Origin of the sequence: Chitinophaga sp. MM2321 (assembly GCF_964033635.1) — a bacterium.
Taxonomy (GTDB): Bacteria; Bacteroidota; Bacteroidia; order Chitinophagales; family Chitinophagaceae; genus Chitinophaga.
On record NZ_OZ035533.1, the window covers coordinates 6,381,004 to 6,394,818 of the forward strand.

Below are 13,815 nucleotides of genomic sequence, written 5' to 3' on the forward strand. Positions count from 1 at the left end.
ATGCAGCGAAGATTATTGCGTAGATCTTCGCTGCATTTCAAATTCCTAAATTCGTAAATCAAAAAATCCCTAAATACTCAGTAGTACCTGCCACGCTGCATCCACCTTTCCTTCGTCCAGCAGTTTTTTTGCATGATAGTGTAGTTCCTGCTCCATTTCTGCCGGGGTAATGCTATAATACTGGATAATATTTTTGAGATGATCATCCTGGTAAGATGGATCTATAAACGGGATGCTGTTTACATTGCCCAGTTGCCCGAGGTTATTACCGCTGAGGATATGACTGTTGCGGATAGCTAACGGTAAGGCATCTACGCCGATGCCCAGGCTGGTATTAGGCTTGGGTACTTCAAATACGGCGTTGCCGGAAGCGCGGCAATAGTAGTCGCCGCCCATGCGGGCTACGAGGTCAATTTTATGCGGATCTATTTTACCGTTGCTGTCGAGGATACTTTCATCGATATGCAGCATTACTACCTCGCAAATTACCAGGTTGCCGGCGCCGCCGCCCTGTCCGGTTGCTATAATCTCCTTTACCACACATTCCAGTTGCACCGGGCTCTCTTTTACCCGGAAAGGTTTTACTTTTTCAGATGGCAGCGCAGTAAATCCTGCTTTCTCAAATTCATTCACCCCTGCCGGGTATTCGCAGCTGGCCAGCGAGATTTGCTGTACCATGCTATAGCTTACCACATTGATCACCACTTCGCGGGTAGCCGATACATTTTCCAGCGTATGCTTGGTTGTATTATCACGCACCCTGCGGGAAGGTGAAAAGATCAGCGTAGGCGGGTTGGAACCGAATACATTAAAGAAACTGAAGGGCGACAAATTAGGCCGGCCATCCCGATCCATTGTACTGGCAAAGCAAATAGGCCGCGGCGCGATGGCGCCCAGCAGATAAGCATGCAGCTCGCTGGTCTTTATTTCTGTAGGATTCACCTGCATGACTATACGTTTTTCCTGAGCGCCAGTATGGAGAAGTCGGAATCCTCTTTAATAATTGTATTGGTGAGGGTACCCAGTCCTTCTACTTCCATTTCTACCACATCGCCGGGTTGCAGCCATTGTTCAGTATAATTAGCGTCATTGCTTTTGCCGGTGCCGTTTAGTTCCAGGAAGCAGCCGGTACCTACGGTGCCACTGCCTATAATGTCGCCGGGAAGGATGTTTACGCCATATGCGCAGCGTTCTACAATTTCGGCAAAGGTCCAGTCCATATCACCCATATTGCCTTCACTTACCTGGATGCCATTGACCTTACAGGTCATTTTCAATTGAAAGGCGTTGCCGGTATGACCGGGTTTAGCCGGAATTTTAAAGGCGTCCAGTTCATCTGCTGTTACCAGCATTGGGCCGATAACCGTGCTGAAATCTTTTCCCTTGGCAGGTCCCAGGTTGAGCTTCATTTCTTCCAATTGAAGGGTACGTGCGCTCAGATCGTTCATGATCATGTAACCGCCTATGTAGTCATCAGCTTCTGCTGCGGTAATATTGCGCCCGGGTTTACAGATGACAATAGCTGTTTCCAGTTCAAAGTCCAGTTTTTCGAAATGGTCGGGCATGCAGCTAACATCGCCGGGACCTTGTATAGCATTGTGGTTGGTGAAATAAAAGATAGGGTACTGATCAAACTCGGGGATCATATCTGCTTTACGGTTGCGCCTTGCTGCAGCCACATGTTGCCGGAAAGCGTAACCATCGCGGCAGGAGGTAGGGAATGGTACAGGAGATAATATCTGCACGCTTTCTACAGGAATGCCATTGGCAGAACCAGGATGCTTGCCGGCTTTGAGGCTTTCATCTGCATGTTTGGCAATGTCAATCACATCTTCCCACATCATTAAAAACATACCCATATTGTTGGGTAATTCCGGATGCAACTCCTGTGTATTATACAACAGTCCAGCTACTAAAATCGCCAGCTGGTCTGTTTCTTCTCTTAAATAACTTACAAGTTTCATAGTTTCGTTATTGTGGCTGATGTATGAATGGCCAAATATAAGAATGGCGCGCTGAATATGCAGATTTATTGAATAAAAGCGATGTGAAAAGGTGGGAAAGACATGAATAGCCGGCTAAATATTTTATATTTAGAAAACAGAACCGCCTCCTATGCGTTATTGTTTGATACTGCTCTTTTGCTGCTGCCAGATATATGGATTGCAGGCCCAGTCGCGCACAGATACCCTTTTACGGAACCTGATCAGTCGGGAGGCTTCTCCGGCACTGAAACACATACTTCAGTATCCGGATTCTTTCAGGTATCAGTTGATCTACACACAGATCGACCGGGATGCGCACAATCAGCCGCATTTTAAGCATTATTACCTGGACGTGGATGCTGATAAGTATTTCAATCCCGCCAGCACCGTGAAGCTGCCAGTTGCGTTGCTGGCACTGGAGAAACTGAAGGAACTGAAAGCAGAGGGAATTACCGGCAATACCCCCATGCTGACAGACAGTAGCTGGAGCGGGCAGGTTACCGTGCATACAGATAGTACTGCGGAGAACGGGTTGCCATCTATCTATCACTATATTAAAAGAATATTTCTCATCAGCGATAATGATGCTTACAACCGCCTGTATGAATTTGTGGGACAACAGACGATTCATGAAAAGCTGTGGGATAAAGGTTATAAAAGGGCTCGCATCGTACGCCGTTTTATGCCGCTCTCAGAAGAAGAAAACCGGCATACCAACGCCATCCGGTTTGAAGACAACGGGAAAAGTATTTACGCACAACCGCCGGCGTATAGCACACTGGCCTTTGATTACAGCAAAAAGATAACAATGGGAACGGCGTACATGGATAAAAATGATAAGCTGGTACCGCTTCCGATGGACTTTACACGGCAAAACAACCTGCCGCTGGAAGACCTGCAACAGCTGTTGCAGTCGGTATTGTTCCCGGCTTCCGTACCTGCTTCCCGGCGTTTTAATATTACGGAAGATGACTACCGGTTTTTATACCGGTATATGTCGCAATACCCGTCAGAAACAACGTATCCAAAATATGACACAACAGAATATTTTGACAGTTATACAAAATTTTTTCTCTTCAAAGGTGCAGGGCACAACATTCCACCCTACATGCGTGTATTTAATAAAACGGGCTGGTCATACGGATTCCTGACTGATGCAGCCTATATTGTTGATTTTAAACACAATGTTGAATTTATGCTCACCGGTACGATTTATGTAAACCGCGACGGCATTTTGAATGATGATAAATATGAATATGAAGAGGATGGGTATCCGTTTTTTAAGGAAATTGGAAAAATAATTTATGGGTATGAATTACAGCGTCAAAGAGCCCATAACCCCGACCTTAGCCAGTTTAGGATAGATTATACGAAGTAGTTTTTCTGGGATAGAAATTATTTATGAGGATATAAAATAGTAAAATATTCCAATCAGAACGAACATTGTATTTTTATTGTAGGAAGTGTCAGAAATTTAAAATTGTGCATAATTTTTGATACACGCTGCCAGGATGATATAAGGAAGGTTTTATTCATTTTCCCGTAACTACACTAAATCATGGGAGTCATGAAGTTTGAAAAGATTAAGAACAAAGGACAGGCAAGATTATTTGAAAGTCAGTACCTGGAGATGCTAACCAAAACGCATCCACTGATTATCTGGGGTTTATATTTACCCATCATCGGTTATATGCTTTATTATAGCCACACTTCACTGGGCTTTTCGCTGGAAATGGTAGCCCTGGTATTTTTTGGCGCCATGTTATTCTGGTCGTTCTTTGAATACCTGATGCACCGGTTTTTATTCCACTTTGCGAGTGACCGCCCCAGGATTCAACGATTTATTTATGTGATGCATGGTAATCACCATGAATATCCGCGCGACAAACAACGTTTGTTTATGCCGCCGATACCCAGCCTTGTACTGGCATCTGCCATTTTCGGGTTGCAGTATATTTTCCTGCGGCAGTTTACATTTATGTTTTTCCCCGGATTCATGTTAGGATACCTCATTTATGGCAGCATGCACTATGCTATCCATGCCTGGAATCCGCCGTTTAAATTTATGAAACCTATCTGGCGGAATCACCACCTGCACCACTATAAGAGTGAGGACAAAGGGTTTGGTGTAAGCACCGCTGTATGGGATAAGGTATTCGGTACTTTCTTCGACCTGGAAAAGGAAAAAGAAGACAAGGAGAAAGTGAAGGAGCTAACGTTTTAAAGATTTACCATTTTTCCTCGTCATCCGGCAGGTCGTCTCTTTTCAATGCTGCACGGGAGGCTATTTTCTGCAGCTGTCTTTCAATGATCAGGGCTGCTATTGGTTTATAAGGGTCTGTACCGGATGCTGCTGCTTCCTCCAGGATCGCTTTCACTTTCTTTTCAGCAATATCTATCCGGTACAGGATAAAAATGAATTGGTGGAAGTCTTTACTGATCAGTAATTCTAATCTTTCCGCCAGCATTTCTTCCAGCAATTCATAACTAACGTTAAGGGGAACACGTACTTCAAAGGTCTGCTGTGCCCAGACAGCTGTTTCCTGTAAGTATTGTGCAGGAAATGAAGTCATTACTTCATTTGTTTTATTTTGTAAGAAGCGTTGGTAACCACTTTAATGGGGACTTTCAGGTCCTTTCTGATCTTTTTGGCCTTATCGGCTTTATAGGTATAGTTACCATTCATCTCCGTGGTTTGTACGCATATGCTGGGGAGGCCGGTGCTGCGTTCTACCAGGTAATTGGAAGAAGTGCTACCGCTGATTTCTGCGGTTGCTTTAATGCCATCTTCCAGGGTCAGCATCTGCACTTTATCAGTCTTTATTTTAGAGGTACCGCCAATTTTAGCCGTTTGTGTATCCCAGGTTTGCAGGTTCCAGTACAGGTCTATACTGCCTATCAATCCGCCGCGCATGGGCACATTTTCTTCCCATTGCGTACCGGTTTTGATACCGTGTGCAGGGTACATAATCAGCAATTGTTCCAGCCAGCTGCGGAAGGCGTCTGTTCCAAACTGGTCTTTCATCAGTTTCATATAGGCTTCCTGTTCATTTTTTTTCAATGCGCTGAAAGCAGCGGCTGCATTGTCAAGGATGTTATCTAGTCCGTCTACTTTATTAACGATACCGGTAGATTGTATTTCTACGGTAAAGGGTTTGTCCAGTATATTTTTGAGGCCGGCCTGAAATGGTTCTTTGTCGTTGGCTACTTTGGCATCAACAAAAATATTCTGGTTTTTGGCGTTGAAGTTAAATTTCAACTCCTTATAACGGAAGGTAAGAATAGTTTTACCGGGATTGACTTCTGTCGCTTCTATACTAATGATGTTATTATAATCACGGGTAGTACGTTGCACCACATCATTTACGGTCATATAGGTTTCGCTGCGGCTTTTCTGCTCCATTTCAAACTGTTGTCCCTTAGCGAAGGTATAGTTCATCGCCATATACTCCTGAGCCTTGGTAGTAACAGTGAGTGCTACCAGCATTGTAATCAGTCCCAAAAATCTTTTCATTACCATTATTTAATTGATCAAACATATTTTTCTATCACGCCAAGGCCAAACAGTGCAAAGTCATACTTTGCAGGGTCATCGGGATCCAGTTTTTTCAGCTCATGGGTCAGCGTTGTGGCTGTTTTCCAATCCGCTTTGGGATCCGTTACCAGGCCCAGTCTGGCAGCTACCCTGCTCACATGAACATCCATGGGGCAAACCAGCTGCGAGGGTGATATGTGTTGCCACAGCCCAAAATCCACGCCATTTTCATCTTTTCTTACCATCCAGCGCAAATACATATTGAGTCGCTTGCAGGCAGAGTGTTTGGCGGGTGTGGAAATATGCTTGCGTGTTCTTTCCGGATGTTCCAGTGCAAAGAATACTTTGTTGAATCCGATGAGCGCGTTTTCCACGTTCTCGTCTTCCGGTGTAATATGCGCACTGAAAGCAAATTCCAGCGATGTTACATTGGTGTAATAGTGCTGGAGGAATTCCACAAAATACAACAGGTCCAGTCCATTAAAGGTACGGTGGGTGAAAGACATGAGCTTCATGCGATCCCTGGGTTCATGATGACGGATAAAATCATAGGGCGCATTATCCATCATTTGCATCAGTTCAGTACATTTATTGATGATGCTGGTGCGGTTCCCCCACGCCATTATAGCCGCAAAAAAGCCAGCTATCTCAATATCCTGCAACCTGCTGTATTGGTGCGGTATAGAAATAGGATCATTGGCAATAAAGTCCGGGTGATTGTAGTACGCGGCCTTAGCATCCAGGAAATCCTTCAGTTGTTGGATCTTCATATATAGTTAGTCACATGTAATTCCGGCAGTCCGGCTGTACACCACAACTATCTGTTAAAATTACCAGTGGCGTTTTAGCAGATGGCTGGGGTATGGCCTGATAAAAAGACTGTGGATATGGTTTTCGTAAAATAAATATGTAAGTAAAGATAATTTTTAACACGTAACATTTAAAATCTACTTTATTCCGGCTTTTATCCAATGGCGTTATTCAGATCTTCTGTCAGGTCGCCGGCATCTTCAATACCCACGCTCAGGCGGATGAGGGAATCGGCCAATCCGTTTTTGATCCTGTCTTCACGGGGTATGGAAGCATGCGTCATGCTGGCCGGATGGCCTATCAGCGATTCTACCCCGCCCAATGATTCTGCCAGGGAAAACAGGTGTGTATTGCTCAGGACGCGGTTGGCAGCTTCCAGGTTATCATCTTTCAATGTAAAAGAGAGCATGCCACCGAAGCCGCGCATTTGCCTTTTGGCAATATCGTGGTTAGGATGATCGGTAAAGCCGGGCCAGTATACTTTGTCTACTTTGGAGTGGTTGCGCAGGAAATGGGCGATTACTTCCCCGTTTTCGCAATGGCGCTGCATGCGTACATGCAGGGTTTTGATGCCGCGCAATACCAGGAAGCAATCTTGTGGCCCCGGAACGGCGCCGCAGCTGTTTTGTATAAAATAGAGCTGTTGGGCCAGTGCTTCATTCTTAACAATGATAGCGCCATGTACCACATCACTGTGGCCGCCCAGGTATTTGGTCGCGGAATGCAGCACTATGTCAGCGCCCAGGTCCAGCGGATTTTGCAGATAAGGGGAGGCAAAGGTGTTATCCACGCACAACAGGAGCTCGCTTTTCCTGGCAATCTGAGCGCAGGCAGCGATATCTATGATGTTCAGCAATGGGTTGGTGGGTGTTTCCAGCCAAAGCATTTTTGTTTGCGGGGTGATATGGGCCTCGATGTTTTTGGCGTCCTGCATCCCTATAAAGGTGAATTTGATGCCATAACGCTCAAAAATCTTTGTGAAAATGCGGTAGGTTCCTCCGTAAAGGTCGTTTGTGGCAATTACTTCATCGCCGGGGTTCAAGAGCTTCATCACGGCGTCTGTTGCTGCCAGTCCGCTGCCAAAAGAGATGCCATGGGTGCCGTTTTCAATGGCTGCCAGGGCGTTCTGAAGGGCATCGCGGGTGGGGTTCTGCGTGCGCGCATACTCATATCCTTTATGTACGCCGGGTGCGCTCTGCACATAGGTAGATGTCTGGAAAATAGGCGTCATTATGGCCCCCGTAGATGGATCGGGAGCTACACCTGCGTGTATGAGTTTAGTACCCAGCTTCATATCTTAAATATTTATAATGAACAATTTTCTGGTAATTTTTCAAAGATACTTTAGATTTTGACACGCCGGGAGGGTTGGAAAGGATAAGATACATTTCCCGGCCTCCCACCCTCAAAATTGTCAATTTTAGCTCGGGCGTATTTATTTATCGTCTTATTTGGTACGATAACGAACGATTTTATATCGTTCACCAAATCGTAGGTAACGGATATGCATATTCGGAGTAGATTCGTTTTAGGTTTTTCATAGGATATGGTTAAAATTCTTAAGGCGGTATTCTTACCGCCTTTCTCTTTTGTCTAAATTGAAGCTTTATAAATAGCAAAGTCCGCAAAGATTTTTTTTAATCATTTTAAAAAAAATCTTTGCGGACTTTGTGTTTTTGAAGGAACTATTTTTTCTTCGCGATAGCTTCAGACCACTTAATAGGCAGGCTTACACTTACTTTATCCCAGGCTATAACCAGGTTAGCCCCGGGATCTCCCTTTTCAAATGCCATGGTAAAGGCTTCTACAGGCGTATCTACTGACACTACCGGCAGGGCGGTTCTTACCACATCTTTGCGTTGATCATATTTGAAAGCGCCCCAGATATCCGTATCACGGTTCAGAATGATGGTCCAGGTCTTTTCTGTTGGGATAGCATATATTGTATAGCGGCCTTTGGGAATATTTTTTCCGGCAATGATCACAGGTCTGAAAAACTCTATTTCAGTGGCTTCGTTCGCACCCAGGCGCCATATTTTGCCGTATTCTTCCAGGTTGCCAAAGATTTGCCGGCCTTTTGTTTGCGGACGACTGTAAATAACCCTTGCCACCAGCGAGCCTGGTTCTCCTTTTACTTTCACAACATAAGGATACATGACCGGGTAGTAGGCCATATCCATCGGACTGGCATCCAGCGGGGGCATCTTTTTATCCTGCGCTCCTGCGCTTATACTGAATGTGCCAGCCAGCAGGGCCAAAAAGATTACTTTTTTTATCATCCTGTAATACTTTATTTCTTTTTAATTGGATTGAGCGCCCAAACCTACCCAATTTTGAGGAATCAGAAAAGAGGCGGGAAGTGCTTTAACAAGCTATTAGCTGTTTTCTGTTTTTAACAACGCTTCCACATGTGCCTGGAGCGACGGAAAAAAATCGTGGTAGCATGCCTGTAGCGCATCATAGTGTTCAATAAAGGCGGCAAAGATGATCGCCGGATTCGTTTCCAGGTATTTGGCCCGGTGCGTAATTCCTTTGAAAGCACGCTCTATACCGGTAACAGTACGGTAGTTATACAGCCAGTCGTATTGCTGCATGTACTTAAACATCTCCATAAAGGCGGGTGGAAGCGCAGGCTCGCGGATGGTTATCTCTCCATAAACACTACGGGCAAAAGCATATAATGTATCATCCGTGAAGCGTTCCTGGTCTGTTGCCAGGAAGTGATCATATACCAGGTCTGTAAATACGCCACTGTAAAGGCCGCAGGAAGGGCGGAAAAAAAACTTGGCCCTGGCTGTTACCGGATGCTGGTCTGTAAAGGTATCTATAGCCCGGTGTATCCGGATGCCCTGCTGAATACCCGACTCGTATTGAAGCAGTTGCTGTCTGCCTTTTACATAATCAGCGATCAGGTTGCCGGTCATCAGCAGCGGTTGTTGAAAAGATAAATATGCATGTGCCAGATAATTCATGGAAAGCGCGAATAGTGTCGGTTGTAACAAATGTAACGATCGTTCACCATTCCTGTAGGCCACATTATTTCTCTATCCAGTTTAACACAATCTTAACACGACTCCGTGCAACATTGGCGCGTTGGCACCAACAAACTGGCTGTGGCTCTTGTGAATTGCAGGGTGTTCATCACCGGTCAGGCGGACGTTCATTAACGGATAGTCCAAGTTTCCGAGTATGTCCATTAATAAAGAATCCCTTGACCACTGGCCATTTCAGCACGTAGTTTTGTGTTGTAAAAATGATTTTTAAACATCAGCATAAATTTTTTCCGCCATGAAAAAACTTATCTTTTTAATGAGTGCAGCTCTTTTGCTGAGTGCACATACGCTTTTTGCAAAGCCATATGAAACCGCTGTTAATAACAAGATACAGCATACTTTCAGCGAGTCATTCTCAGGCGCCAAAGAGGTGAAATGGTATACAGATGATAACATCACCTTCACAGCCAAATTCACGATGGTTAATACAAGGGTAACCGCCTTCTTTAATGACGACGGTACTTTGCTGGCTACTTCCCGCTATCTCCAGGCCGATCAGTTGCCGTTGAATGTGATCAGCCGGCTGAATAAGAAATTCCCTGCTACCAGCATCTATTGTGTAGTGGAATATGCAGCAGGAGAAAACGCCCTGTATTATATTACATTGGAAGGTAAGGATACCTGGACCATAGTAAGGGCTGACAGGTTTGGTTCTTTAAAAGTCCAGAACCATTTGAAGAAAGCGTAGTTTCAGTTGTAATGTATATTGTTAGAAGTTAAGGCCCGTGGTAGTTTCCACGGGCCTTTTTATAACAGGTACCACAGGCCGTTGTTTTATTCTGTATACGCCTGCACTCCATGGAAAATTGTCTTAACTTTGCCAGCTGTTAAGGCTTTATGAGCCAGGCTGTTAATGTATAAATGATTAAATGACATGAACAAGGGACCCGTTTCTCAATTTATCCAGCACCATTACCGCCACTTTAATGCAGCTGCATTGGTGGATGCTGCCAAAGGATATGAAACACATTTGCTGGAAGGCGGCAAAATGATGGTGACATTGGCCGGCGCTATGAGTACGGCTGAATTGGGCATTTCTTTCGCAGAAATGATCCGTCAGGGTAAAGTGGATATAATTTCCTGTACCGGTGCAAACCTGGAAGAAGATATCATGAACCTGGTAGCCCATACGCACTACAAAAGGGTGCCTAACTACCGTGATCTGAGTCCGCAGGAAGAATGGGAATTACTGGAACAGGGTTTTAACCGTGTTACCGATACCTGTATTCCGGAAGAACAGGCTTTCCGCGTTATCCAGCAACATATCCATAAAATATGGAAAGACGCTGACGATAAAGGCGAACGCTATTTACCGCATGAGTACATGTATAAATTGCTGCTCAGCGGTGTGATGAAAGATCATTATGAAATTGATCCGAAAAACAGCTGGATGATCGCTGCTGCGGAAAGAAACATTCCTATCATCGTTCCGGGATGGGAAGATAGCACCATGGGCAATATCTTCGCTTCTTACTGCATCAAGGGAGAACTGAAAACTTCTACCATGAAGAGCGGTATTGAATACATGGTGTACCTGACGGAATGGTACCGCAAAAACTCCGCTGGTAAGGGTGTAGGCTTCTTCCAGATTGGTGGCGGTATTGCCGGCGATTTCCCCATCTGCGTTGTGCCGATGATGTACCAGGATCTGGAATGGACGGATGTACCTTTCTGGAGCTATTTCTGCCAGATCTCCGACTCTACTACTTCTTACGGGTCTTATTCCGGTGCTGTTCCTAACGAAAAGATCACCTGGGGTAAACTGGATATTAATACACCCAAATTTATTGTGGAATCAGATGCTACCATCGTAGCACCCTTGATTTTTGCTTATATCCTGGGCTGGTAGATTTATTTAGTCATTTAATTATTTAGAGATGTAGATATTTTGTTGCTGATCAGGATTTTGTTCTGAAACAAAATATCTACATCTCTAAATAATTAAATGACTAAATAAATAATTCCGCTGCAATCCCGTCTGCAAACAGTCTTCCGGCCTTTGTGAGCCGTAGTACTTCACCTTGTTGCTCCATCCATTCTTTTGAAATAAATTGTTTGCTTTGCTCCTGTAGCTTTTTGCATTGATCGGCGCCGAATTTTTCTGCTACCCATTCCAGGTTGCAGCCGGCTGAGGTGCGGAGAGAAGTCATGATGTATTCATTAAACATCATGGTGGTGGTGAGCGATTCTATTTCAAAAGGTATTTTACCGCTGGCTATACTTTTGATGTAAAGGGCGTTGTTGGCAATATTCCATTGTCTTGAATGCCCATTGAAGGAGTGTGCGGAAGGACCCAGTCCAAGATAGGGTTTGCCTTGCCAATAGCTGCTGTTATGGCGCGAATGCCATCCCGGCAATGCGAAATTGGAGATCTCGTAATGTTCATAGCCGGCTGCTCCCAGCCATTGCATCAATAGCTCAAAATGTCTCGCCGCTTTATCAGCGTCTGTAGGCGCCATTTTTTTCTTCTTAATAAACTGGTCGAGTGCCGTGCCGGGTTCCACTGTCAGTGCATAGCAGGATAAATGAGGGATTCCCAGGGCAATGGCTTGTTTTACATTTTGTTCCCAGCCTTCATCGGTTAGGGTGGGGCCTCCATAAATCAGGTCGATGGTAATATTTGAAAATCCGAGCTGTTGTGCGTTGGTAATACATTCCAGTGCCTGTTGGCTGTTGTGCGCCCGGTTCATCCACAGCAGATCTGCTTCATGAAAGGACTGTACACCAATGCTCAACCGGTTGATACCGGCATCGCGGAGCATTTGCAGTTGAGCGATGTCGAGATCGTCGGGATTGGCTTCCAGTGTTATTTCAGCGTTGCCGGCTACGGGAAAGGTGGCGCGGAGTTGTGCCAGTAATGCCTGTAATTCGGCAGCATTCAGCAGGCTGGGTGTGCCGCCGCCAAAATAAATGGTTTGCACCGGCGCTCCGGATAAGTAATCCTGTTGCAGGGTGATCTCCTGTAAGAGGCTTTCAACCATCGCTGCCTGCTGTGTAAGCGAGGTGGAAAAATGGAAGTTGCAGTAAAAACAGGCCTGCTTACAAAAAGGAATATGTAAATAAATTCCGGACATGAGCATTTTATAGTGGTCCACCGTTGCCGTTTACCGGCCAACTATGGACTATTTTAATATCTTTGCAAACGGCAAAATTACGTTTCAGTTTTGTTATGTGAACAGGACACCGTTAATTGCCTTTGTTTACGGCAGGTCAGGGGGCGTAGGTCATTGTTGAAAAAACCGATTATAAAGTCATTGCAAAATATTTTCCTGGTGCGAAACTGGCTATTGTTTCTATTCATCTTCAGTTATTTGCCAATATTGGCGCAAACAGCGGATACAACTGGTACCAAGGCACCTGTTGTAAAGAAGCCGGCAGCTACCCATGTTGTTTCAGATTCTTCGCGCCCGAAAGCGCGGGTGGTGCCTGTGAAAAAGGATACTGCCAATGCTGCCGTAAATAAGGCCGTGCCGGTAAAGAAAGAGATTAAAAATACGGTGGCAGCCGTGGATACAACACAGCTGGCTACAGACAGTGCAGCCGTGGCGCCCGTGGCAAAACGGGTATCTGCCTATGAGCTGTACCTGAAAAAGATTAGCGCGGAAAATGATTTCCTGAAGCCCGATAAGCCTACTTATATTGATACCAACCCCTTACGTCCCTATCGTAGTATGGACTGGCTCATCTATTTAATGGGTGGGGTGTTATTGATGCTGAGTGTGATCAGGCTGGCTTACCGGAAGTATTTTTCGGATCTTTTCCGGGCCTTTCTTAATCCTACGCTGAGTCAGCGGCAGTTAAAGGATCAGTTGTCCCAGTCTCCTTTTCCTAACCTGTTGCTCAATATATTCTTTACGATTTCGCTGGGTGTGTACCTGTACCTGGTGTTGTACCGGCAGCAGGTGTTTCCGCAGGCAGAGCCCTGGTTGCTGATTCCGGGGTTGATTGTGCTGGTGGTGGTGGTGTATGGCACTAAGTATGTGATGCTGCGTTTCTGTGGCTGGTTGTTTGGTAATACGGAGCTGGCGGATGCCTATATCTTTATTTTATACCTGATTAATAAGATCCTGGGCGTTTTACTGGTGCCTTTTTTGGTGATCATGGCTTTCTGTGAGCCTCCGATTGCGCATGCATTTCTTTATATTTCGATATTTTTTATTGCATTACTTGTTGTATACAGGTATATAAGATCTTATTCTCTGGTCAGGCAGTACCTATCTTTCAGTAAATTGCATTTTTTTCTTTACCTTTGCACCTTCGAAGTAGCACCCGTGTTAATATTAACTAAGGTGTTGCTTAATATCTGGTTAACTGGTAATCCCTGATTACCGCCTATTGTTAACACTAGAGCAAAAAATGTATGATTAAAGGCGGGCCAAAAAAAGATTTGCAAGGTAAACAAGTTCAGTCAATCCTAATTTCCCAACCTAAG

General features: G+C 45.0%; 14 protein-coding genes. 5 read left to right on the forward strand and 9 right to left on the reverse strand.

The annotated features are described in order from the left end of the window. Positions 1-69 precede the first annotated feature (69 nt). Positions 70-948: a flavin reductase family protein gene (locus ABQ275_RS25105; RefSeq protein ID WP_349315896.1), complete on the reverse strand. Its 879-nt coding sequence runs from the start codon at positions 946-948 to the stop codon at positions 70-72. A 2-nt stretch (positions 949-950) separates the two neighbouring features. Then, entirely contained in the window at positions 951-1,964 is a 1,014-nt protein-coding gene (locus ABQ275_RS25110; protein ID WP_349315897.1) for a fumarylacetoacetate hydrolase family protein, read from the reverse strand. 151 nt (positions 1,965-2,115) lie between these two features. Between ABQ275_RS25110 and ABQ275_RS25115 the strand changes: the two genes are divergently transcribed. Beyond that, the gene (locus tag ABQ275_RS25115; RefSeq protein WP_349315898.1) at positions 2,116-3,363 is read left to right on the forward strand and encodes a serine hydrolase; all 1,248 of its coding nucleotides are present in this window, start codon (positions 2,116-2,118) and stop codon (positions 3,361-3,363) included. Positions 3,364-3,552: 189 nt separating this feature from the next. Continuing rightward, complete coding sequence (locus tag ABQ275_RS25120; RefSeq protein ID WP_349315899.1) at positions 3,553-4,209, forward strand: sterol desaturase family protein; 657 nt, start codon at positions 3,553-3,555, stop codon at positions 4,207-4,209. A 4-nt stretch (positions 4,210-4,213) separates the two neighbouring features. Here ABQ275_RS25120 and ABQ275_RS25125 read toward each other — a convergent pair whose 3' ends face one another. The 6 genes from ABQ275_RS25125 to ABQ275_RS25150 form a co-directional block, all read right to left on the reverse strand. After that, positions 4,214-4,558, reverse strand: coding sequence for a hypothetical protein (locus ABQ275_RS25125; protein WP_349315900.1), 345 nt, complete (start codon positions 4,556-4,558; stop codon positions 4,214-4,216). Further along, positions 4,558-5,499, reverse strand: a complete 942-nt coding sequence (locus tag ABQ275_RS25130; protein ID WP_349315901.1) for a DUF6263 family protein — start codon at positions 5,497-5,499, stop codon at positions 4,558-4,560. The genes ABQ275_RS25125 and ABQ275_RS25130 overlap by 1 nt, the downstream gene beginning before the upstream one ends. A 17-nt stretch (positions 5,500-5,516) precedes the next feature. After that, positions 5,517-6,290, reverse strand: coding sequence for a TIGR02757 family protein (locus ABQ275_RS25135; protein ID WP_349315902.1), 774 nt, complete (start codon positions 6,288-6,290; stop codon positions 5,517-5,519). Between the two features lie 194 nt (positions 6,291-6,484). After that, on the reverse strand, positions 6,485-7,624 hold the full coding sequence (locus ABQ275_RS25140) for a cystathionine gamma-synthase (protein WP_349315903.1): 1,140 nt from the start codon (positions 7,622-7,624) through the stop codon (positions 6,485-6,487). A 391-nt stretch (positions 7,625-8,015) separates the two neighbouring features. Then, on the reverse strand, positions 8,016-8,609 hold the full coding sequence (locus tag ABQ275_RS25145; RefSeq protein ID WP_349315904.1) for a DUF2911 domain-containing protein: 594 nt from the start codon (positions 8,607-8,609) through the stop codon (positions 8,016-8,018). Positions 8,610-8,705: 96 nt separating this feature from the next. Continuing rightward, positions 8,706-9,302, reverse strand: coding sequence for an ACP phosphodiesterase (locus ABQ275_RS25150; protein ID WP_349315905.1), 597 nt, complete (start codon positions 9,300-9,302; stop codon positions 8,706-8,708). A gap of 316 nt (positions 9,303-9,618) precedes the next feature. Between ABQ275_RS25150 and ABQ275_RS25155 the strand changes: the two genes are divergently transcribed. Both ABQ275_RS25155 and ABQ275_RS25160 read left to right on the forward strand, forming a co-directional pair. After that, entirely contained in the window at positions 9,619-10,071 is a 453-nt protein-coding gene (locus ABQ275_RS25155) for a hypothetical protein (protein ID WP_349315906.1), read from the forward strand. Positions 10,072-10,257: 186 nt separating this feature from the next. After that, positions 10,258-11,232, forward strand: a complete 975-nt coding sequence (locus ABQ275_RS25160; RefSeq protein ID WP_349315907.1) for a deoxyhypusine synthase family protein — start codon at positions 10,258-10,260, stop codon at positions 11,230-11,232. 100 nt (positions 11,233-11,332) lie between these two features. On the opposite strand, the gene hemW is transcribed toward ABQ275_RS25160, so the two are convergent. Next, positions 11,333-12,457, reverse strand: coding sequence for a radical SAM family heme chaperone HemW (hemW, locus tag ABQ275_RS25165; protein WP_349315908.1), 1,125 nt, complete (start codon positions 12,455-12,457; stop codon positions 11,333-11,335). Between the two features lie 198 nt (positions 12,458-12,655). Here hemW and ABQ275_RS25170 point away from each other — a divergent pair, with 198 nt between their 5' ends. Further along, on the forward strand, positions 12,656-13,708 hold the full coding sequence (locus ABQ275_RS25170) for a DUF4271 domain-containing protein (protein WP_349315909.1): 1,053 nt from the start codon (positions 12,656-12,658) through the stop codon (positions 13,706-13,708). Positions 13,709-13,815 lie beyond the last annotated feature (107 nt).

Coding starts and splice junctions, on each gene's coding strand:
- ABQ275_RS25105 (WP_349315896.1), bottom strand. CDS start 948: ATGCAGGTGAATCCTACAGAAATAAAGACCAGCGAGCTGCATGCTTAT.
- ABQ275_RS25110 (WP_349315897.1), bottom strand. CDS start 1,964: ATGAAACTTGTAAGTTATTTAAGAGAAGAAACAGACCAGCTGGCGATT.
- ABQ275_RS25115 (WP_349315898.1), top strand. CDS start 2,116: ATGCGTTATTGTTTGATACTGCTCTTTTGCTGCTGCCAGATATATGGA.
- ABQ275_RS25120 (WP_349315899.1), top strand. CDS start 3,553: ATGAAGTTTGAAAAGATTAAGAACAAAGGACAGGCAAGATTATTTGAA.
- ABQ275_RS25125 (WP_349315900.1), bottom strand. CDS start 4,558: ATGACTTCATTTCCTGCACAATACTTACAGGAAACAGCTGTCTGGGCA.
- ABQ275_RS25130 (WP_349315901.1), bottom strand. CDS start 5,499: ATGAAAAGATTTTTGGGACTGATTACAATGCTGGTAGCACTCACTGTT.
- ABQ275_RS25135 (WP_349315902.1), bottom strand. CDS start 6,290: ATGAAGATCCAACAACTGAAGGATTTCCTGGATGCTAAGGCCGCGTAC.
- ABQ275_RS25140 (WP_349315903.1), bottom strand. CDS start 7,624: ATGAAGCTGGGTACTAAACTCATACACGCAGGTGTAGCTCCCGATCCA.
- ABQ275_RS25145 (WP_349315904.1), bottom strand. CDS start 8,609: ATGATAAAAAAAGTAATCTTTTTGGCCCTGCTGGCTGGCACATTCAGT.
- ABQ275_RS25150 (WP_349315905.1), bottom strand. CDS start 9,302: ATGAATTATCTGGCACATGCATATTTATCTTTTCAACAACCGCTGCTG.
- ABQ275_RS25155 (WP_349315906.1), top strand. CDS start 9,619: ATGAAAAAACTTATCTTTTTAATGAGTGCAGCTCTTTTGCTGAGTGCA.
- ABQ275_RS25160 (WP_349315907.1), top strand. CDS start 10,258: ATGAACAAGGGACCCGTTTCTCAATTTATCCAGCACCATTACCGCCAC.
- hemW (WP_349315908.1), bottom strand. CDS start 12,457: ATGTCCGGAATTTATTTACATATTCCTTTTTGTAAGCAGGCCTGTTTT.